The sequence below is a fragment of the Aeromonas sp. QDB34 genome, from assembly GCF_027705405.1.
GTDB lineage: Bacteria > Pseudomonadota > Gammaproteobacteria > Enterobacterales > Aeromonadaceae > Aeromonas > Aeromonas hydrophila.
Genome location: NZ_JAPDBT010000015.1, coordinates 1 through 20074, shown reverse-complemented (window position 1 = coordinate 20074; position 20074 = coordinate 1). Strand labels below are relative to the sequence as shown.

The window sequence follows — 20074 nt, the reverse complement described above, 5'->3', positions numbered from 1 at the left end:
CAAGGACTGCATCATGGACCAGACAGATCGCTATGCCATCGAATTAAGGGGTATCGATAAGCGGTTTGGCGAAGTGTACGCCAACAAGCAGATCGACCTTAAGGTTCGTAAAGGCAGCATTCACGGTATCGTCGGCGAAAATGGCGCCGGCAAGTCGACCCTGATGAGCATCATCTACGGTTTCTACCACGCCGACAAAGGCGAGATGTTCATCGACGGCAACCCGTTCAAACCCCATGGCTCACAAGATGCGATTGCCGCAGGCGTGGGCATGGTGCACCAGCACTTCATGCTGGTGAACAACTTCACGGTTTTGGAAAACGTCATTCTCGGCGCGGAAAACGGCTGGCACCTGGGCAAGAGCCTGGCGGCGGCCGAAAAACTGCTGGGCGAGCTGGCACGGGACTATGGTCTCGAAGTGCCGCTGCACGAGAAGGTCGAGGATCTGCCGGTAGGCCTGCAACAGCGGGTCGAGATCCTCAAGGCGCTCTATCGCGGCGCCCGCATCCTGATCCTGGACGAGCCGACCGGGGTACTGACCCCGCAAGAGGCGGATCACCTGTTCGAGGTGCTCAAGAAGCTGCGCGATCAGGGTGCCACCATCATCCTCATCACCCACAAGCTGCGCGAGATCCTGGCCATCACCGATCAGGTCTCCATCATGCGCCGTGGTGAAATGGTGGCCCACGTCGCCACCAAGGATACCGACAAGGAGCAGCTGGCCGAACTGATGGTGGGCCGCAAGGTGCGCCTCAAGGTCGACAAGGGGCCGACCCAGCCGGGCGACGCCAAGCTCAAGGTCGATGGCCTCAGCTATGTGGACGACGCCAGGGTGGAGCGGGTCAAATCCGTCAGCTTCGAGGTGCGGGCCGGTGAAGTGGTCGGCATCGCGGGTGTCTCCGGCAACGGCCAGTCCGAGCTGCTCAGCCTGCTCGGCGGCATCCTCAAGCCGAGCAAGGGCAGCTTCACCATCACCGGTGGCGGGCAGGCCCACGAAGTGAGCGTGAGCCACCCGGCCGACCCGGAGCGGGTACGCAACTTCGGTCTCGGCCACGTGCCGGAAGACAGACACAAGATGGGTCTCATCAACCGCTTCGAGGCGAAAGAGGCCTTCATCCTCGGCTATCACCGCCGTCCGCAATACAACAAGGGTTGGCTGCAAAACAAGGAGGCGATCCTGCAGGATTGCCAGGCCAAGATGGACAAGTGGGACGTGCGCCCGCCCCATCCCGAGCACAAGACCGCCAACTTCTCCGGCGGCAACCAGCAGAAGCTGGTGATCGCCCGGGAAGTGGAGCAGGACCCGGACGTACTGCTGATCGGCCAGCCGACCCGCGGGGTCGACATCGGCGCCATCGAGTACATCCACCAGCAGATCATTGCCATGCGCGACAAGGGCAAAGCCGTGCTGCTGGTATCGGTGGAACTGGACGAGATCATGAGCCTCTCAGACCGCATCCTGGTCATCGCCGACGGTCGCATCGTCGGTGAGCTGGATGCCGCCAAGGCGGATGAACGCACCATCGGTCTGATGATGGCGAACATAGTTCCTGACGACGTGGCGGCCAGCCAATCACAAGGAGCCACATCATGAAGGTCACAGCCACTTGTAACGGATTCGGCCTGCTGATGGTCAACCCCCCCGTCTCCGACCAGATTGCCAAGGAGGCTCGCCCATGAGCCAAGCACGTATCCCTGCCTGGATCTCCGTGGGCGTACTGCCCGCGGTCAACATCCTGCTGGCCTTCCTGGTGTCGGCCATCCTGTTCTATTACCTCGACATCAACCCGGTCGATGCCGCCGAGATCATGTGGTACGGCGCCTTCGGCACCGGTGAAGGGGTCGGTTTCACCCTCTACTACGCGACCGGCTTCATCTTTACCGGTCTGTCGGTGGCGGTGGCCTTCCACGCCGGCCTGTTCAACATCGGTGGCGAGGGGCAGGCCTATATCGGCGGCCTCGGCGTCGGTCTGGTCTGTCTGCTGCTGGGTGATTCCCTGCCGTTCGCCCTGTTGCTGCCGCTGGCCATCATCGCCGGCGGCCTGTTCGGCGCGGCCTGGGCCTTCATCCCGGCCTGGCTGCAAGCCAAGCGCGGCAGCCACATCGTCATCACCACCATCATGTTCAACTTCATCGCCGCCTCCCTGATGGCCTACCTGCTGGTCGAGGTGTTCAAGCCGGCGGGCTCCATGGCCACCGAGAGCAAGGTGTTTGCCGAGGCGAGCTGGCTGCCGAAGATGAGCGAACTGGCGGGGGCATTCGGCATGGAGATATCGAACAGCCCGCTCAACATCAGCTTCTTCTGGGCACTGCTCTGCGCGGCCCTGGTGTGGGTCTTCATCTGGCATACCCGCTGGGGCTACGAGATCCGCTCGGTCGGCGCCAGCCAGAGTGCGTCCGCCTATGCCGGTATCTCCTATCCCAAGGTGGTGATCCTGGCCATGGTGATCTCCGGCATGCTGTCGGGCTTCTTCGCCCTCAACGTGCTGCAGGGTGAACTGCACCAGATCAAGCTCAACTTCGTGGAAGGTTTCGGCTTCACCGGCATCGCGGTGGCGCTGATGGGGCGCAACCACCCGGTCGGCGTCATCATCGCCAGCCTGCTGTTCGGCTTCCTCTATCAGGGCGGCGCTGAGCTGAGCTTCGAGTTCGGGGTGGACCGCAACATAGTGGTGGTGTTGCAGGGTCTGGTGATCCTGTTCTGTGGCGCCCTTGAGCACATGATGCGTCCGCGCATCGAGCAGCTCTATCTGGCGTTTGCCAACCGCTCTGCGCAAGTCAAGGGGGCCTGATCATGAGTGAAATCAAGATCCTGATGTCGCCGAGCCTGACAGTGAAGGGGTATCACCATGTTTGAAATTCTGATCCTGATGCTGGATGCCACCATCCGCACCGCGCCGCCGCTGATCCTGGCGGCCATGGCCGGCATGTTCTGCGAGCGCTCCGGGGTAGTCAACATCGCCCTCGAGGGCAAGCTGCTGGCGGCGGCGTTCGCCAGTGCGGCGGCGGCAGCCGTCTCCGGCTCTGCCTGGATTGGGCTGGGTGCCGGGGTGGGTGTCTCCATCCTGTTCGCCCTGATGCACGGCTTTGCCACCATCACCCACCGTGGTGATCAGGTGGTGAGCGGCATGGCCATCAACATCCTGGCGGCCGGCCTGACCGTCACCCTGGGCCGTTACTGGTTCGATCAGGGCGGTCAGACCCCGGCGCTGTCCGGCGCGGCCCGCTTCGCCCCCATCGACCTGCCCTATGCCAAGGAGCTGTATGACGTGCCGGTCATCGGCCAGCTCTACAGCGAGCTGCTGAGCGGCCACTCCCTGCTGGAGTACGTGGCGTTCGCCGCCGTACCGCTGGCCTGGTGGGTGCTGTTCCGTACCCGCTTCGGTCTGCGCCTACGGGCGGTGGGCGAGGCGCCGGCAGCGGTCGACACTGCCGGTATCTCGGTGGTGCGCATGCGCTACACCGCGCTCATCATCGGCGGCCTGCTGGCCGGCATCGGCGGCACCTACCTGGCGGTGGCCCAGACCGCCCAGTTCATCCCCAACATGAGCGCGGGCAAGGGCTTCATGGCGCTGGCGGCGCTGGTGTTCGGCAAGTGGCGCCCCTGGAATGCCATGGCGGCCTGCCTGCTGTTCGGCTTCCTCGATGCGGTCGCCATCCGGCTGCAAGGGGTCAGCATCGGCGGTTTCCCGATCCCGGTGCAGGCCATCGAGGCGTTGCCCTACATCCTGACCGTGTTCCTGCTGGCCGGCTTCATCGGCAAGGCGGTGGCACCCAAGGCGCTCGGCACCCCCTACGTCAAGGAACGGGAATAGCCCCGTCCTTCATGCCATGCAAAAGGCCCGCACATGCGGGCCTTTTTTATTGAGCTGAGCTCAGCCGACGGGGCGCACCAGCGCAGGCTGATGGGGATCGCTCAGCCGCTCCGCCAGATAGTCCACCAGCAGCCGCACCTTGGGAGAGAGATGGCGGTTGTGGGGATAGAGGGCCCAGATCCCCTCCGCCGGCGCCCGCAGCTCCGGCAGCAGCTCGATAAGCTCGCCTTGGGCCAGGTGGTCGCTCACGTAATAGTCCGGCAGCTGGATGATGCCGATCCCCTTGAGCGCCGCATCCAGCAGGGCATGGCCGCTGTTGCACTGCAGCAGTCCGTGCACCCGCACGCTGTGGGGACGGCCATCCAGGGTGAAGTGCCACTCGTCGCTGTTGCCCACCAGGCAGGTGTGACGGGTGAGCTCGGATAGGCTGTTGGGCATGCCGTGGCGGGCGGTGTAGGCCGGTGAGGCGCACACATAGGGCACCCGCTGCGCCAGCTTGCGCGCCACCAGGCTGGAGTCCTTGAGGTGGCCGAGCCGCAGCGCCAGATCGTAGCCTTCGTGCACCAGATCCAGCAGCTGGTTGGTGAGGTTGAGGGTCACCTCCAGCTGGGGAAAGCGCACCATGAAGTCGTTCACCAGCGGGGCGATGCGGCTCTCGCCGTAGGAGACCGGGGCCGTGATGCGCAGGGTGCCCTGCGGCACCGCCTGATGGCGCCCCACCGCCAGCTCCGCCTCGTAGAGGTTGTCCAGCAACTGGCGACAGTGGCGATAGTAAATCTCGCCGAGCTCGGTGAGCCGCACCTGGCGGGTGGTGCGCAGCAGCAGCTTGGCCTGCAGCCGATCCTCCAGCTGTGCCACCTGGCGGCTGACTTGCGCCACCGACACCCCCAGCTTGCGCGCCGCCGGGGTAAACCCCCCCTGCTCCGCCACGCTGACAAATTCACAGATCCCTTCCCAGCCGAACATTATTACCTGTCTGTAAAAGTGATTTCAGATTTCGCCTTATTATCACCAAATAAGCGGGAAACTACACTGGATGTCCGAACCCATTCTCCTCACCCTGCTCAACAATAAGGACATCCGTCATGGCACAGGTTCAAAGCATCAAGTGTAAGGCCGCCATCGCCTGGGGCCCGGGCCAGCCCCTCTCCATCGAAGAAGTCGAGGTCATGCCGCCCCAGGCGGGCGAAGTGCGGGTACGCATCGTCGCCACCGGCGTCTGCCACACCGATGCCTTCACCCTCTCCGGTGAAGATCCGGAAGGGGTCTTCCCCTGCATCCTCGGTCACGAGGGGGGCGGTATCGTCGAATCCGTCGGCGAGGGCGTCACCAGCGTCAAGGTGGGCGATCACGTGATCCCGCTCTACACCCCCGAGTGCGGCGAGTGCAAGTTCTGCAAATCCGGCAAGACCAACCTGTGCCAGAAGATCCGCGCCACCCAGGGCAAGGGGCTGATGCCGGACGGTACCACCCGCTTCTCCAAGGATGGCCAGCCCATCTATCACTACATGGGCACCTCCACCTTCAGCGAATACACGGTACTGCCCGAGATCTCCATCGCCAAGGTGGACCCGGCCGCCCCGCTGGAAGAGGTCTGTCTGCTCGGCTGCGGCGTCACCACCGGCATCGGCGCCGTGATGAACACCGCCAAGGTGAAAGAGGGTGAGAGCGTCGCCATCTTCGGGCTGGGCGGCATCGGCCTCTCCGCGGTGATCGGCGCTCGCCTGGCCAAGGCCGGCCGCATCATCGCCATCGACATCAACGAGAGCAAGTTCGAACTGGCCCGCAAGCTGGGCGCCACCGACTGCATCAACCCGAACGACTATGACAAGCCCATCCAGGAGGTGATCGTCGAGCTCACCGACGGCGGCGTCGACTTCTCGTTCGAGTGCATCGGCAACGTCAAGGTGATGCGCGCGGCGCTGGAGTGCTGCCACAAAGGCTGGGGCGAGTCGGTCATCATCGGCGTGGCCGGCGCCGGCCAGGAGATCAGCACCCGTCCGTTCCAGCTGGTCACCGGCCGGGTCTGGCGCGGCAGCGCCTTCGGCGGCGTGCGCGGTCGCAGCGAGCTGCCGAGCTACGTACAGCGCTACATGCAGGGCGAGTTCAAGCTGGACGACTTCATCACCCACACCATGGGGCTTGAGCAGATCAACGAGGCGTTCGATCTGATGCACGAAGGCAAGAGCATCCGCAGCGTCATCCACTACTGAGCATGATCACCCCGCCCGCCATCGTGGGCGGGGTGCAGGAGTTCCCCCGATGAATCTGGACATAATCAGCAGCAACAAGAGCTTCGGCGGCTGGCACAAGCGCTACAGCCACGCCTCCGAGGTGCTGGGTTGCGAGATGCGCTTCGCCATCTATCTGCCGCCCCAGGCCCTCACCGGCCAGAAGGTACCCGTGCTCTACTGGCTCTCCGGCCTCACCTGCACCGATGAAAACTTCATGCAGAAGGCGGGCGCCCAGCGCATCGCCGCCGAACTCGGCATCGCCCTGGTGGCGCCGGACACCAGCCCGCGCGGTGAAGACGTGGCGGACGACCCCGGTTACGATCTCGGCATGGGCGCCGGCTTCTACGTCAACGCCACCCAGCATCCCTGGCGCGATCACTACCAGATGTACGACTATGTCACCCGCGAGCTGCCCGAGCTCATCGAGACCCACTTCCCGGTCTCGACGAAGCGTGCCATCAGCGGCCACTCCATGGGTGGCCACGGGGCGCTCATCGCCGCCCTGCGCGAGCCAGGCCGCTACCGCTCGGTGTCGGCCTTCAGCCCCATCAGCCACCCGAGCCGCTGCCCCTGGGGCCAGAAGGCGCTCGGCGCCTACCTCGGCAACAACCCCTTGCTGTGGCAGGAGTGGGACGCCTGCCAGCTGCTGCGCCACCACCCGGTGACACCGCTGCCGACCCTGGTGGATGTGGGGCTGGACGATCCCTTCCTGGCCGAACAGCTGCACATCGACGCCCTGGCCGATGCGGCCGCCGGCAAGGAGTGGCCGCTGGAGCTCAACCGCCACGCCGGGTACGACCACAGCTACTACTTCGTGGCGAGCTTCATCGAGGCGCACCTGCGCTTTCACGCCCGCCACCTCTGATCAAAACAGGCCCGTGACGGGCCTGTTTTTTTCTGGTCGGTAGACAAAACCAGTCAGCTGCCCTGCCGGCTCACCTCGCCGGAGCCGGCGATCTCGCTCTGCAGCACGGGATCGCCCCAGTAGCTGACCGAGCCCGAGCCGGCGATGCCGACCTTGAGCCGCTCCTGAGCCCTGACCTCCACGTCGCCGCTGCCGGCGATATTGACCTCCACCTCGCGCCCCTGCAGCTCGGCCCCCAGCACATCCCCCGAGCCGGCGATGTTGAGCTCGACCGCCCTGGCCGTGCTGCTTCCCAGATCCAGGCTGCCGGCGCCCGCGATGTTGCCCTCCAGCCGATCCAGCTCGAGCCCGTCGGCGACGATGTCACCGACCCCGGCCACCGACAGCACCAGCGTCTCCCCCTTGAAGCCGCGCAGCTCGCCGTTGGCAACCCCTGCCAGCGCCAGCTCATGGAGCGCGGGCAGGGTGATGGTGATCTCCAGCGGCTCGGTCGGATCGAGCCGGTAACCGTCCTTCACCTCGATCTCCAGCTTGTCGCCCCGCTCGCTCAGCACCAGGTAGGGCAGCAGGTTCTCCTGCCCGCGGATGCGCAGCCCGCGCGGCTCGCCGGCCACCAGATGAACGCTGGCAGGCACGCCGGCCAGCACCCGGGTCACCTGCCGGCCCACCCCGTGCTGCTGCTCGATCACGGCCCCCGCCCCGCTCACCCGGGTATCATCCAGCCAGCTGCAACCGCTGAGCCCGACCGCCAGCACCACGCCTATTATCCATTTCATCGCCACTCTCCTCATTGTGTATTGGCCAGTCGTGGCCCCTTGGGCAGCATCCATCGCAAAGCCTGTGCCAGTTAATCAACCGCATGATTTACAAGAATATATTCATTTTTACGCTACATGATCACAGCAAATGGAGAGCCATTCAGACCATAATCTGGCGAATCTGACCATCCCCAAACGAGCAGGTGGAGGAGCGATTGGCGAGCCGTTCGCGGGGTCGCTATGCTGACAAGCCGTGGAAGTTTTTGGTTGCCGCGCCGGTCTGTTGAGCCAATAGTGGTACCTTGTGCGTACAAAGCTCTCCATTGCGGTAATGCCATTACCACTGTCTTGTCAGTCTTCACTGCCAACAAGGAGTCAGAGCGTGACCCAAGCCACTCTTCTCTATTTCACCGCCACCGGCCTGCCGGAATCGACCCGTACCCCGCTGCTGACCGGCAGCGATCCCGAACACAAGCGCCGCGAGCTGCTCGCCTACTTCTGCCAGACCTTCGATCTCTACGACTCGCTGTTCGACTGCCTGGCCGACGAGCGGGCCTGGTTTGACAAGGCGATCCCCCTGCGCCACCCGCTCATCTTCTACTATGGCCACACCGCCGCCTTCTTCATCAATAAGCTGCTGGCGGCCCGCCTCATCGAGGGCCGCCTCGACGCCCGCATCGAGGCCATGGTCGCCATCGGGGTGGACGAGATGAGCTGGGACGATCTGGACGAGACCCACTACGACTGGCCCTCCGTCAGCGAGCTGCGCGACTATCGCGGCCGGGTGCGCGCGCTCGTGTGTGATTTCATCGAGCGGATGCCGCTGACCCTGCCCATCGACTGGCAGAGTCCGGCCTGGGTCATCCTGATGGGGATAGAGCACGAGCGCATCCACCTCGAGACCTCCAGCGTGCTGATCCGCCAGCTGCCGCTGGCCTGGGTGCGCAGCCAGCCCCAGTGGCCGGTCTGCTCCGAGGCGCGCCATCGCCGTGACGAGGTGCCCGCCAACACCCTGCTGCCGGTGGCCGGTGGCCGGGTGCGGCTCGGCAAACAAGACGCCACCTACGGCTGGGACAACGAATACGGCGAGCGCCATATCGAACTGGCCCCCTTCCAGGCCAGTCGCATGCTGGTGAGCAACGCAGAATTTTTCGATTTCGTGCAGGCGGGTGGCTACCAGACCCGCGCCTGGTGGGATGACGAAGGCTGGGGCTGGCGCCAGTATGCCAGGGCCCACATGCCCACCTTCTGGGTCGGTGACCCCCTCGAACCCGAGCAACTGCAACTGCGGCTGATGACCGAGCAGGTCCCTATGCCCTGGGACTGGCCGGCGGAGGTGAACCAGCTGGAGGCCGCCGCCTTCTGTCGCTGGCAGGCGGCCCAGACCGGCCTGCCCGTCCAGCTACCGAGCGAGGCGGAGTGGATGCTGCTGCGCGAACAGCTGACCGGCGATCAGCCGGACTGGATCGAGGCGCCCGGCAACATCAACCTGGCCCGCTTCGCGTCGTCCTGTCCGGTGGATGCCTGCCCGCAGGGCAGCTTCTTCGATCTGGTGGGCAACGTCTGGCAGTGGACCAGCACCGCCATCGACGGCTTCGAGGGGTTCAAGGTGCATCCCCTCTACGACGACTTCTCCACCCCCACCTTCGACGGCAAGCACACCCTCATCAAGGGAGGGAGCTGGATCAGCACCGGCAACGAGGCACTCAAGTCCTCCCGCTACGCCTTCCGTCGCCACTTCTTCCAGCACGCGGGCTTCCGCTACCTGGTATCCCGCCATCAGGAGCCCGTCATCGTGAACCCCTATGAAACCGACACGCTCGTCGCTCAGTATCTCGACTTCCAGTACGGACCGACCCACTTCGGGGTCGCCAACTACGCCGAGGCTCTGGCCGGTCTTGCCAGCGAGCTCTGCGGCCGCCATGAGCGGGCGCTCGACATCGGCTGCGCCACCGGCCGCGCCAGCTTCGAACTGGCTCGCCGCTTCGCCCACGTGGACGGGGTCGACTACTCGGCCCGCTTCATCGACGTGGCCCTGACCCTGGCAAGACAGGACAGCTTCCGTTATGCGGTGCCGGTGGAAGGCGATCTGGTGGAATATTGCGAGGCGCGCCTCTCCCGCCATGAGCTCGGCCGTGAGCAGGCCGATCGCGTCCACTTCAGCCAGGGGGATGCCTGCAACCTCAAGCCCAAGTACTGCGACTACGACCTGGTGCTCGCCTCCAATCTGATCGACCGGCTGCGAGAACCCGCCCGCTTCCTGCGGGACATTGCTCCGCGCCTTCGCAGCGGCGGCCTGCTGGTGCTCACCAGCCCCTACACCTGGCTGACCGACTACACCCCCAAGGCCAACTGGCTCGGCGGTGTGCGTGAGAACGGCGAGGCCCTCGGCACCTATCAGGCGCTGCAACGGCTGCTGGCAGCGGAGTTCGAGGAGCAGATGCCCCCGAGGGACGTCCCCTTCGTCATCCGCGAGACCGCCCGCAAGTACCAGCACACGGTGGCCCAGCTCACCGTCTGGCGCAAACGCTGACGAGGCGACAAACGAAAGAGGGAGGCCCATGGCCTCCCTCTTTTTTATCCGGACCGCTTACCCCTGCTGAACCTGGGGCACGGCCTCCTGCTCGTGGTAGCGGCGGGCCAGCACGGCGCACACCATCAGCTGGATCTGGTGGAAGATCATCAGCGGCAGCACCATGACCCCAACGCTGGCGGCCGGGAACATGACGTTGGCCATGGGCACCCCGTTGGCCAGACTCTTCTTGGAGCCGCAGAAGACGATGGTGATCTCGTCCGCCCTGTTGAAGCCGAGGCGGCGACTGATCCAGACGTTCCAGCCCAGCACCAGCGCCAGCAGCACGCAACTCAGCAGCACGATGCTGGCCAGATCGTACCAGCCAACCTGGTGCCAGATCCCCTGCACCACCGCCTCGCTGAAGGCGACGTAGACCACCAGCAGGATGGAGCTCTGATCCAGCTTGCCGATGAGCGGGCGATGGCTGTCGACCCAGCGACCGATGAGCGGGCGCGACAGGTGGCCCACCACGAACGGCAGCATCAGCTGCACCATGATGGCCTGAATGGAGTGCCAGGTATCGACCCCCTCCCCCTGCACATTGATCATCAGCCCCACCAGCACCGGCGAGAGGAAGATGCCGAGAATGCTGGAGGCCGAGGCGCTGCACACCGCCGCCGACACATTGCCCCCGGCCATGGAGGTGAAGGCGATGGCCGACTGCACGGTGGCGGGCAGGGCACAGAGGTAGAGGAAACCGAGGTAGATGGCCGGGCTCAGCCAGTGGGGTACCAGCGGCGTGAGCAAGAGCCCCAGCAGCGGAAACAGCACGAAGGTGCTGGCCATCACCACCAGGTGCAGCCGCCAGTGGCCGAGGCCCGCCAGCAGGTTCTGGCGCGACAGCTTGGCGCCATGCATGAAGAACAAGAGCGCCACCGCCAGCTTGGTCAGCAGACCGAACCAGACGGCCACCTGCCCCTCGCAGGGGAAGAAGGAGGCCAGCGCGACCACCACAATCAGTACAGAGGTAAAGGGATCCAGACGCACGAGCGGTCTCCGGTGAAAGCAGATCCCGTCCCCTCGCGGGGCCGGTGATCGGGGACGACAGGAAACACAACAGGAGCTGTGGCACAGCTCCTGTTGAAACGAATCTCCAGCTTACCCCGATAAACGGGAGGCGCAAAGTTGAGCGACGCCCCTTTATCTGTCGGAAATTAAGCAAGCCCGGCTGGCCACCGGATCCGGCCAGCCTTGTGCTTCAACTCTGCTTGGCCAGCTTGCCGCCGGCTGTGCCGGTGGCCTGCTTGCGGGCTTGGCGCTTCTCGAAGCGGGAGATCCACCAGTAGGCCAGCGCCGAGAAGACCGCGGTCATAAAGACGTTGATGAAGAAGGCGCGCACCAGATCCACCCCGCTCGGGAAGGCGGAGGCGCTCATGCTCACCACGAAGATGGCGATCAGCACCGACACCACGCCCATCCCAAACTTGCGCGACCCCATGCGGAACTCGCGCGGGGTGTCGTCATGTTTCCAGCGGAACACGAAGTAGGCCACCATGATGAAGATCGGCGGCAACATGGCGGTGCCGGCGGTAAGGTTGATGGCGGTGTTCATCATCTGCTGCACCGACTCGGAGCCGAAGCCGTTGACCACCAGCATCGCGAACACGAAGACAAACTGCCACCAAGCGGCGCGCACCGGCACGCCGTGCTCGTTGAGCTGGGTGGTCTTCTCGCCGTAAACCCCCTGCGGGATCTCGGAGAAGTGGATCTTCACCGGCGCCGAGGTCCACATCATCATGGAACCGAACATGGCGATGAACAGCACCACGCCGACGAAGCGGCCCACCAGCGCCTCGGAGAGCCCGAAATACTGCGCCATGCCGGTGAAGATCTCCACCATGCCGCCGGCATAGGTGAGGCTCTCGCGCGGCACGAACACGTTCACCAAGAGGGAACCGACCGCATACATGGCACCGATGACGATACCGGCACTGATGATCACCTTGATGAAGGACTTCTGGCCCCCCTTCACATCATTGAGGTAGGCCGCTGCGGTCTCGGCACCGCCCGCCGCCTGGAAGATCCAGCACATGATGCCCAGCGTCGCCCAGTTGACGGTGGGAGTCATCGCCTCCAGCGTGATGGGCTGGGCCGGCACATGATCGCCACTCAGGGCCATCAACGCGCCCAGCACATAGATGGCGAACAGGGCAAATACCCCGTAGGCCACGATCTCCGCAATCTTGCCGAGCCAGCTCGCACCCTTGGTGGAGATGTGGGTCGCCGCCGCAAACAGCACGATGGAGATGATCGAGGTGACCATGGGGGAGAAACTGTACTCATAGCCCAGCATGGCGTAGGAGGCGTAGGCGATGACGTTGGGCAGCAATGAGACGAACCAGAACAGGTTCACGAACCAGTAAAGAAAAGAGCCCAGATAGGCCATCCGGGTGCCGAGCGGTTTTTTCAGCCAGTCGTACATCCCCGACTCGGAGTTTTTATTGGCCGAGACGAACTCGGCGATGATGAAGACGAACGGGATGAAGTAGACGAGGGTCGCCAGCAGGAAGATGGGGGCGGAGCTGAGCCCCAGCTCGATGTTGTTGTTGACGATGTTGCGCACATTGAACACGGCGGCAAAGGTCATCGACAACAGGGCAAACTTGCCTATGGTGCCGCGTACGGATTCAGACATGGTGTCCTCCAGTGGACTTGCGCTCCCTGCGGGTAACGCTGTGACTCTGTGATGTGTTCGGCAAGGGTCTGTCGGCCCCGCGCTTTACTCTCTTGTTATGATCGGGCCGCGTGGACGGCCTCGTTGCTGAACCGGTACCGTCTCCCGCACCGGCTCGCAATACCATTCAGACGATCGGAGTGCCCGGCGCCATCGGCACCCGCGGTTGCAACAGCACGCTCTGGCTCTCGTCCGGGGTCTCGGCGCAGAGCAACATGCACTCGGATCGCTCACCGCGCATTTTGGTGGGCTTGAGGTTGGTCAGTACCACCACCTCGCTGCCCATCAGCTCCTCTTCGCTGTAGTAAGGCACCAGACTGGTGACGGTCTGCAGCGGCCGCTCGCCACCCACATCGATCTGGACGATGTAGAGTTTGTCGGCACCGGGGTGACGAACCACCTCCAGCACCTTGCCCACCTTCATCTCGACCCGTTTGAATTCGGCAAACTCGATCGTCTCGCTCATGCTCTTTTCCTTTTCTGGTTCAACGGTTTGCGGGTGGCCAACGGCCACCCGGTTTGATTGGGATTCAATGCCGTGCCTATGGCGTCTGCATGGCAACCTGCGCTGTCGGCTGGGCCTCTTTGGCACGCGCTTCGGCACTGAGGGAGGCCTCGTATCTGTTGTATTTCCACCAGGCGAAGCCGAGGAAGATCACGATCCCGCCGACGTTGTAGAAGATGATGGTCATGATGTCGGCACCGGTCGGGAAGGTGGAGGCGAGGAAGCCCACCGAGAAGATGGCGATCAGCACCGAGACCACAGCGATGCCGGTGGTGCGCGAACCCATCTTGAACTCCCGCGGCAGGTGATCGAGCTTCAGGCGCAGATTGAGGTAGGCCAGCATGATGAACAGCGGCGGCAGCATGGAAGCGGCGGCGGTCATGTTGATAACAGTGTTCATCAGATCCTGTGCAGTGTTGGAGCCCAGGGTCGGGATCACCATCAGTGGCAGCACGATGAGGTACTGGATCCAGGCTGCGCGGGCGGGCACGCCGTTCTCGTTCAGCTCGACGGTTTTCTTGCCGAAGATGCCGGCCGGGATCTCGGAGAAGAAGATCTTCACCGGAGTCGCCGTCCACATCAGCAGGGAGCCGAACATGGCGGTGAAGGAGACCAGACCGACGAAGCGGTTCATCAGGATCTCCGGCAGGCCGAAGTAGGCTGCCAGCCCCTCGAACACCTGCACCGAGCCGCCGGTATATTTCAGGGTGCCGCTTGGCACGAATACGTTGATCAACAGCGAGGCGATGGAGTAGAGCACCCCGATAAAGATCCCGGCGATGATGATCACCTTGACGAAGGATTTGGAGCCGCCCTTCACGTCATTGACGTAGACCGCCACTGACTCGGCGCCACCGGCTGCCATAAAGATCCAGGTAGTGATACCGAGGAAGGCCCAGCTGAAATCGGGGACCATGGCCTCTACCGTGATGGGGTCAGCCGGTTGCACGCCACCCACCAGTGCCGCCCCCGCCAGCAGGATGTAGGAGAGGGTCAGCAGCAGCATCAGGGACGAGGTCACCGAGGTGATGGGGCCGAGCATCTTGGCGCCGTTGGTGGAGACGTAGGTGGCAAAGGCGAACAGCACCATGCTCAATGCCGTGGTCGCCACAGGGGTGAGAATGTACTCGTAGCCGAGGAAGGCATAGGAGGCGTAGGCGATGACCCGCGGCAGCAAGGAGGTGAAGAAGAAGAGGTTCACGAACCAGTAGGTGTAGGCGGAGATAAAGGCCCAACGACCGCCGAGGGAGCTCTTCACCCAGGCATACACCCCCGCTTCGGAGTTTTTATTCAGTGACACGAACTCCGCAATGATCAGGCAAAACGGAATGAAGTAAAAAATGGTGGCCAGAAAGAACATCGGAGCCGAGGCCAGACCGATCTCGATGTTGTTGTTGATGACGTTGTTGAAGCTGAATACCGCCGCGAAAGTGAGCGACAGCAGACCAAACTTGCCTATCGTATTACGTTTGGAATCAGACATGGTGCATCTCCAGACCTGTAGTTATTGCCGCAAAAGGGCGGGGCATGATTTGTAGGGTGAGCCCCGCCCTTCCGGCTTTTATCTGTGCAGAACCGGCGGCTTGTTATTTGTTCTTGAAGTAGCCGCCTTCGACGGTGACCTTGATGATCACCTTGCGCACCGGCGCATCACCGACGAACCGGTAGGCCTCGTCGTTCTCGAAGATCACCACCTGCCCGTTGCCCACCTGCTGGCGCTCGCGCACCTCGCCGGCCAGCCACTCGCGGTCGGTGGTGTCGTCATAGGCCTGCTCGACCCGCAGCTCGCTCTTGGCAGCCCACTCCACCGTCTCTTCCCCTTCCAGGTAGTAGTGGACGTCGAAGTAGCGGCGCTGCCCCTCGAACAGTGAGGTGGCCGGGCTGGCCCCCTCCTGCAAGCGGTAGGTGAGGGAGTCCCCGATGGAGTGGCAGATACCGGGCTTGAGGTTCGCCAGGTTGTTGATGGCCTCCACGCAGCGGCCCCACTTCTTGCCCTCCCGGTAGATGTTTTTGAACAGGGTCAGGTTATCCAGGGTGATCATGCGAGGTTCCTCCCGCCGTTGATGGTGAGATCGAGCCCGGCCAGCGCAGCCGGATTGAGGTTGCCACGGGCGATGGGCAGCAGGGTCAGACCGAAGCTGAACGGCTCGAAGCGCACCCGCCAGGAGTCCAGCACCTCGGAGCCCCAGGAGTTGGAGCCGAGCCCCAGCACCTTGTGATCCAGATTGAGGGTGAGATAACCGCTCGGCTCCAGCTCGTTGATGTGCTGCGCCGCGTGGATATGCTCCCAGCTGTAGGGCCAGACGCTCAGGTTGATGGGGGCATCGGGCCGCACGTAGAGACCGGCGCCGTGACGGTTGGTCAGGGTCGCCCAGCGCACCTGCTGGCGGTTGCCGTTGTCCTGCGGGAAGGGGTAGTGCTCCCACATCTCGCCGACTGTGCTGTTGAAGCTGTCGATCCAGTTGCTCTGGCGGCTGTCCTGATAGTTCTCGCCCGGCCCCATGCCGTAGTAGTGCACCCGTTCGAGATCCTGACGAATGCCCAGCTCGAAGCCGATCTTGGGGATGATGTCGTCATAGCCGCCGTAGGGCTGGCCGGACAGTGCCACGTGCAGCTGACCATTCGGGCTCAGGGTGTAGACGTAGCGGCAGCGCATACCGAAGTCGAACACCGGCGGCGCGATCAGGCTCTCCACCGTTACCTCGACCGCGTCACCCAGCTGACGCCAGCTTAAGCCACGGAAGTGCTCCTGCATGATCTGCAGGTGATTCGGGTGCCACAGGCTCTCGTACTCCTGCTTGTGGTTGTCGATCATCGGCTTGAAGAAGGTGAGGCGCGGCGCCCGCTCGATAAGCTCATTGCCATCCTGCTGCCAACTCACCAGCTTGCCGTCGAGGCGCGAGAAGCGCAGGGCAAAGCCGCTGCCGCTCAAGGTCAGCGCGAGGCGCTCATCGGCGATATGCAACGGGGTAGCGTTGGGGTTGGCAAAGGGCTGCAGCTGGCGAGTCGATGCCTTCAGCTGGAACTGGTACTGGCCCAGCTCGTGCTCCGCCGCACTGTAGCGGGTGGCGGTGGCCTTGATGACCCGCAGCTGAACGAAGGTTTCCCGCCCATCCAGGGATGGCAGTTCGAGCTGCAACTCGGTGGTGGCACCGGGGGCAACCCCTTCCAGCCGGATCTGCTGGCTGGCCAGTAGTTCGCCTTCGGCCTTCACTTCGACCAGCAGGCGGATATCGTCGAGAGTGGAGAACCAGTAGCGGTTTTCCACCGCCAGCTTGCCGCTCGCCAAATCCAGCGCGCGCACCTTGACCGGGCAGATCACCTGCTTGTATTCACGCAGGCCCGGCCCCGGGGTCTGATCCGGATAGATGAGGCCATCCATGCAGAAGTTGTAGTTGTTGGGGTAGTCGCCGTAGTCGCCGCCGTACTTGTAGACGGGGCGCCCCTGCTCGTCCTGATCCAGAATGCCGTGATCGCACCACTCCCAGATGTAGTGACCCTGAATGTGGGGATGGCGGTCGAACACCTGCTGGTATTCGCTCAGGCCACCCGGGCCGTTGCCCATGGCGTGGGCGTATTCGCAGAGGATGCGCGGCTTGGCCATCGGGAACTCGCCGAAGCAGTTCATCTGGGATACGCGCGAATACATGGTACTGACCACATCCACCACCTCGGCATCGCGATCCTCTTCGTAGTGCACCAGCCGGGTCGGGTCGATCGCCTTGCAGCGCTGGTACATGGCTCTGATGTTGCAGCCGTAGCCGGACTCGTTGCCGAGCGACCAGATGATGATGGAGGGGTGATTCTTCTGGGCGTGCACGTGGCGCTCGATGCGATCCACGAACACCGGCTCCCAGAAGGGATCGTCGGTGATGCGGCTGAGATCGCCGACGTTGGCAAAACCGTGGGTCTCCACGTCGGTCTCCGCCATCACGAACAGGCCGTACTGGTCGCACAGCTCATAGAAGCGCGGGTCATTCGGGTAGTGGGCGGTGCGCACCGAGTTGAGGTTGTGCTGCTTCATCAGCACGATATCGCGCTCCACCCGATCCATGCCGACCGCGCGGCTCTTGAGGTGGTCGTTGTCGTGGCGGTTCACCCCGTGCAGCTTGAGGTAGTGGCCGTTGACGTAGAAAAGGCCATCCTTGACCTTGATTTCACGCACCCCGACCCGCTGCGGGATCACTTCCAGCAGGTCGCCCTGACCGTTGTAGAGGGAGAGTTGCAGCTGATAGAGGTAAGGGTCTTCGGCGCTCCACAGATGGGGGGTGGCCAGATCCAGCGTGAAGCGGCAGTCACACTTGCCGTCGATGGCGAGATGGTCGAGCGAGCCGCTGGCGATCTCGCGGCCCTGATCCAGCAGCGACCAGACCAGACGGTGATCACGGGCGGGTGCCCCCAGATTCTCCAGCTGGATATCGCAGCTCAGGGTAGCGCTTTGATTGTCATCCGCCAGCGCAGTGCGGATGAAGAAGTCCTGCACATGAGCGGTCGGTTTGCCCACCAGATAGACGTCGCGGAAAATCCCCGCCATCCACCACATATCCTGATCTTCGATATAGGTGGAGTCAGCCCACTGCATCACCCGTACCGACAGCAGGTTCTCGCCAACCTTGGCGTAGGCACTGATATCGAACTCGGCGGTGAGACGGCTCCCCTTGCTGAAGCCGACATAGTGGCCGTTCACATAGACCTCGAAGTAGGTCTCCACCCCGTCAAACTTGATGATCACCTGCTCGCCGTCCCAGGCTGGGCTCAGCATGAAGCTGCGCTGATAGGCGCCGGTGGGGTTGTTGGTCGGCACGAAGGGCACGTCGATAGGGAAGGGAAAACCTTCGTCGGTGTACTGCAGCTGACCATGTCCTTCCATCTGCCACATGTTGGGCACGGTGATCTGGTCCCAGTCGCTCATGGGGCTGTGATAGAAGTCTTCCGGCACCTGCAGGGGGTGGTCGAAGTAGTGGAACTGCCACTGACCGCCAAGGTCCAGAAAACGGCGGCTCAGCTCGCGCTGCATGGTGGCCGCCAGCGCGTGGTCGGCATAAGAGAAGAAGTAGGCGCGCGGGGCCAGCCTGTTTTCACCAACGAATTGGACGTTTTCCCAGTTATTCACATGTCCTCCCGGAACAAGGCAACTTTGACTGGGTAAACTCTAGATAAACATTTACTAAATATCAGCTTTGAGTTGGTAAAGTTTTAACCTGATCACAATGAACAGATGGTTTTGTGAGCGAGATCAGAAGCGGGAGATAAAGAAGGGCAAGATATGGATGAGTGGCATGGATGTTGATAGCAGTTGGCTGATCTGCAATAAAATCAACTATAAAACAATATGATATGACGTTATGGGATGATATAGGAAAGAGGTTTGCTTGGGAGATGTGTCGCACCACCGCAAGATGGCGCGACTAAAAAGCAGAATATTTTACTAAAATCAGCGAGTGGTGCCGCGCAGGGTCAACTTGCTCGGTACCAACACTCGGAGTGGAATATCCCGCTCGTCTCGCAGCCGCTCAACCAGCAAATTGACCCCCTGGGAGCCCATCAACTCGGAGTGGATCCGCACCGTTGAGAGCGGCGGGAAGGTGAACTTGGCGGTCGGAATATCGTTGACGCTGATAAGCTCGATCTGCTGAGGAATCGCCAATCCCTTCTCATGGATGGCACGCAGCACACCGATGGCGATGGAGTCGGAGGCGACGAACAGCGCCTTGGGCCAGTCGCCAACCAGCATCTCCTTCGCCAACTGGTAGCCGGAAGCGCTGGAGAAGTCCCCACGATAGAGATCGCTCTCCTGCACCACCCCCAGCCGCTGGCCATACTCCCGGAAGGCCAGTTCACGCAGATCAGGATTCTCATCCTGGCCACCGATATAACCGATGCGCTGATGCCCCTGCGCGATAAAATAATCCACCACTTGCTGGCTGATTAGGGCGAGATCCACATCGACCGAGTCGAACTCTCCCTGTGAACGGCAGTCGACAAACACCAGCTGGCTGGAACAAGCCCTGAGCTGGGCCAGACGCTCGGATGTGAGGGTGCCGACTACCAGAATGCCATCCACGGCGCTCAGCTCGCGCCCTTCACCACAGTTGTAGAGATGAGTCAGCTCGATATTGAGGCGGGCACTCTGGGTCTCGATACCATAACGGATGGCGAGATAGTAAGGGTCGTTGACCTCGGTACTCTGGGGATAGGCATAGACCACCAGAAAGTGCAGCTTGCTCTTGTGTACCCCCTTGCGGGCGCTGCTGGTTTTGTACTCCAGCCGTTCGGCAATCTCGAAGATCCGCTGCTTGGTCTCTTCCTTGACGCTCAGGCTGGGATCCTCGTTCAGTACCCGGGATACCGTGGCGAGAGAAACCCCCGCTTCCTGTGCAATTTCCTTCAACGTAGCCATCAATACCTCGCTGGCAGCATCACGTGTTAATCGGTAACGGCTAAAGAGTAACGGGCAATCCCTTGATAGCCCAGCACTTTTACTAAAATGCCGGCGACATGGCAGATTTTTGGAACGCAGAAATGCAAAAAGGCCTCCCGAATGGGAGGCCTCTTCTAAATAGGTGCCTGACAGTGTCCTACTCTCGCATGGCGAATGCCACACTACCATCGGCGCTACCGCGTTTCACTTCTGAGTTCGGCATGGGA

General features: G+C 62.6%; 15 protein-coding genes and 1 rRNA gene. 6 read left to right on the top strand and 10 right to left on the bottom strand.

Going from position 1 to position 20074, the window contains the following annotated elements:
• The first annotated feature begins 13 nt into the window (after positions 1-13).
• The 3 genes from OKC29_RS17370 (at position 14) to OKC29_RS17360 (ending at position 3815) form a co-directional block, all read left to right on the top strand.
• Entirely contained in the window at positions 14-1594 is a 1581-nt protein-coding gene (locus OKC29_RS17370; RefSeq protein WP_039214817.1) for an ABC transporter ATP-binding protein, read from the top strand.
• 82 nt (positions 1595-1676) lie between these two features.
• A complete protein-coding gene (locus OKC29_RS17365) occupies positions 1677-2792 on the top strand; it encodes an ABC transporter permease (protein ID WP_043170712.1) in 1116 nt (371 codons plus the stop codon).
• A 57-nt stretch (positions 2793-2849) separates the two neighbouring features.
• The gene (locus OKC29_RS17360) at positions 2850-3815 is read left to right on the top strand and encodes an ABC transporter permease (RefSeq protein ID WP_016349044.1); all 966 of its coding nucleotides are present in this window, start codon (positions 2850-2852) and stop codon (positions 3813-3815) included.
• Positions 3816-3875: 60 nt separating this feature from the next.
• Here OKC29_RS17360 and OKC29_RS17355 read toward each other — a convergent pair whose 3' ends face one another.
• Positions 3876-4781 (bottom strand): LysR substrate-binding domain-containing protein, encoded by a 906-nt coding sequence (locus OKC29_RS17355; protein ID WP_073348621.1) that lies wholly within the window; start codon positions 4779-4781, stop codon positions 3876-3878.
• A 119-nt stretch (positions 4782-4900) separates the two neighbouring features.
• Between OKC29_RS17355 and OKC29_RS17350 the strand changes: the two genes are divergently transcribed.
• Positions 4901-6028 (top strand): S-(hydroxymethyl)glutathione dehydrogenase/class III alcohol dehydrogenase, encoded by a 1128-nt coding sequence (locus OKC29_RS17350; protein WP_005307638.1) that lies wholly within the window; start codon positions 4901-4903, stop codon positions 6026-6028.
• Between the two features lie 49 nt (positions 6029-6077).
• Positions 6078-6914 carry an S-formylglutathione hydrolase gene (fghA, locus tag OKC29_RS17345; protein WP_011704224.1) on the top strand — a complete coding sequence of 279 codons (837 nt, stop codon included), beginning with the start codon at positions 6078-6080 and terminating at the stop codon, positions 6912-6914.
• A gap of 53 nt (positions 6915-6967) precedes the next feature.
• On the opposite strand, the gene OKC29_RS17340 is transcribed toward fghA, so the two are convergent.
• A complete protein-coding gene (locus OKC29_RS17340) occupies positions 6968-7690 on the bottom strand; it encodes a head GIN domain-containing protein (protein ID WP_073348620.1) in 723 nt (240 codons plus the stop codon).
• Between the two features lie 364 nt (positions 7691-8054).
• Between OKC29_RS17340 and ovoA the strand changes: the two genes are divergently transcribed.
• Complete coding sequence (ovoA, locus tag OKC29_RS17335; RefSeq protein WP_073348619.1) at positions 8055-10205, top strand: 5-histidylcysteine sulfoxide synthase; 2151 nt, start codon at positions 8055-8057, stop codon at positions 10203-10205.
• Between the two features lie 57 nt (positions 10206-10262).
• On the opposite strand, the gene OKC29_RS17330 is transcribed toward ovoA, so the two are convergent.
• The 8 genes from OKC29_RS17330 to rrf all read right to left on the bottom strand — a co-directional run.
• Positions 10263-11234, bottom strand: coding sequence for a bile acid:sodium symporter family protein (locus tag OKC29_RS17330; RefSeq protein ID WP_010635494.1), 972 nt, complete (start codon positions 11232-11234; stop codon positions 10263-10265).
• A gap of 211 nt (positions 11235-11445) precedes the next feature.
• Positions 11446-12882 carry an amino acid permease gene (locus tag OKC29_RS17325; protein ID WP_073348618.1) on the bottom strand — a complete coding sequence of 479 codons (1437 nt, stop codon included), beginning with the start codon at positions 12880-12882 and terminating at the stop codon, positions 11446-11448.
• 166 nt (positions 12883-13048) lie between these two features.
• Positions 13049-13387, bottom strand: coding sequence for a tRNA-binding protein (locus OKC29_RS17320; protein ID WP_005342042.1), 339 nt, complete (start codon positions 13385-13387; stop codon positions 13049-13051).
• A gap of 76 nt (positions 13388-13463) precedes the next feature.
• On the bottom strand, positions 13464-14909 hold the full coding sequence (locus OKC29_RS17315) for an amino acid permease (RefSeq protein WP_073348617.1): 1446 nt from the start codon (positions 14907-14909) through the stop codon (positions 13464-13466).
• Between the two features lie 103 nt (positions 14910-15012).
• Positions 15013-15468: a beta-galactosidase subunit beta gene (locus OKC29_RS17310; RefSeq protein ID WP_073348616.1), complete on the bottom strand. Its 456-nt coding sequence runs from the start codon at positions 15466-15468 to the stop codon at positions 15013-15015.
• Positions 15465-18539 (bottom strand): beta-galactosidase subunit alpha, encoded by a 3075-nt coding sequence (gene ebgA, locus OKC29_RS17305; protein WP_073348615.1) that lies wholly within the window; start codon positions 18537-18539, stop codon positions 15465-15467. The genes OKC29_RS17310 and ebgA overlap by 4 nt, the downstream gene beginning before the upstream one ends.
• Positions 18540-18860: 321 nt before the next feature.
• The gene (ebgR, locus tag OKC29_RS17300; RefSeq protein ID WP_073348614.1) at positions 18861-19826 is read right to left on the bottom strand and encodes a transcriptional regulator EbgR; all 966 of its coding nucleotides are present in this window, start codon (positions 19824-19826) and stop codon (positions 18861-18863) included.
• A gap of 165 nt (positions 19827-19991) precedes the next feature.
• Positions 19992-20074 (bottom strand): 5S ribosomal RNA (rrf, locus tag OKC29_RS23075); the annotation flags it as partial.

What these genes read in the sequence shown, in the direction of transcription:
- OKC29_RS17325 (WP_073348618.1), bottom strand. Translation starts at nt 12,882, where the DNA reads ATGTCTGAATCCGTACGCGGCACCATAGGCAAGTTTGCCCTGTTGTCG.
- OKC29_RS17355 (WP_073348621.1), bottom strand. Translation starts at nt 4,781, where the DNA reads ATGTTCGGCTGGGAAGGGATCTGTGAATTTGTCAGCGTGGCGGAGCAG.
- OKC29_RS17365 (WP_043170712.1), top strand. Translation starts at nt 1,677, where the DNA reads ATGAGCCAAGCACGTATCCCTGCCTGGATCTCCGTGGGCGTACTGCCC.
- fghA (WP_011704224.1), top strand. Translation starts at nt 6,078, where the DNA reads ATGAATCTGGACATAATCAGCAGCAACAAGAGCTTCGGCGGCTGGCAC.
- OKC29_RS17340 (WP_073348620.1), bottom strand. Translation starts at nt 7,690, where the DNA reads ATGAAATGGATAATAGGCGTGGTGCTGGCGGTCGGGCTCAGCGGTTGC.
- OKC29_RS17320 (WP_005342042.1), bottom strand. Translation starts at nt 13,387, where the DNA reads ATGAGCGAGACGATCGAGTTTGCCGAATTCAAACGGGTCGAGATGAAG.
- OKC29_RS17360 (WP_016349044.1), top strand. Translation starts at nt 2,850, where the DNA reads ATGTTTGAAATTCTGATCCTGATGCTGGATGCCACCATCCGCACCGCG.
- OKC29_RS17350 (WP_005307638.1), top strand. Translation starts at nt 4,901, where the DNA reads ATGGCACAGGTTCAAAGCATCAAGTGTAAGGCCGCCATCGCCTGGGGC.
- OKC29_RS17370 (WP_039214817.1), top strand. Translation starts at nt 14, where the DNA reads ATGGACCAGACAGATCGCTATGCCATCGAATTAAGGGGTATCGATAAG.
- OKC29_RS17310 (WP_073348616.1), bottom strand. Translation starts at nt 15,468, where the DNA reads ATGATCACCCTGGATAACCTGACCCTGTTCAAAAACATCTACCGGGAG.
- ebgR (WP_073348614.1), bottom strand. Translation starts at nt 19,826, where the DNA reads ATGGCTACGTTGAAGGAAATTGCACAGGAAGCGGGGGTTTCTCTCGCC.
- OKC29_RS17315 (WP_073348617.1), bottom strand. Translation starts at nt 14,909, where the DNA reads ATGTCTGATTCCAAACGTAATACGATAGGCAAGTTTGGTCTGCTGTCG.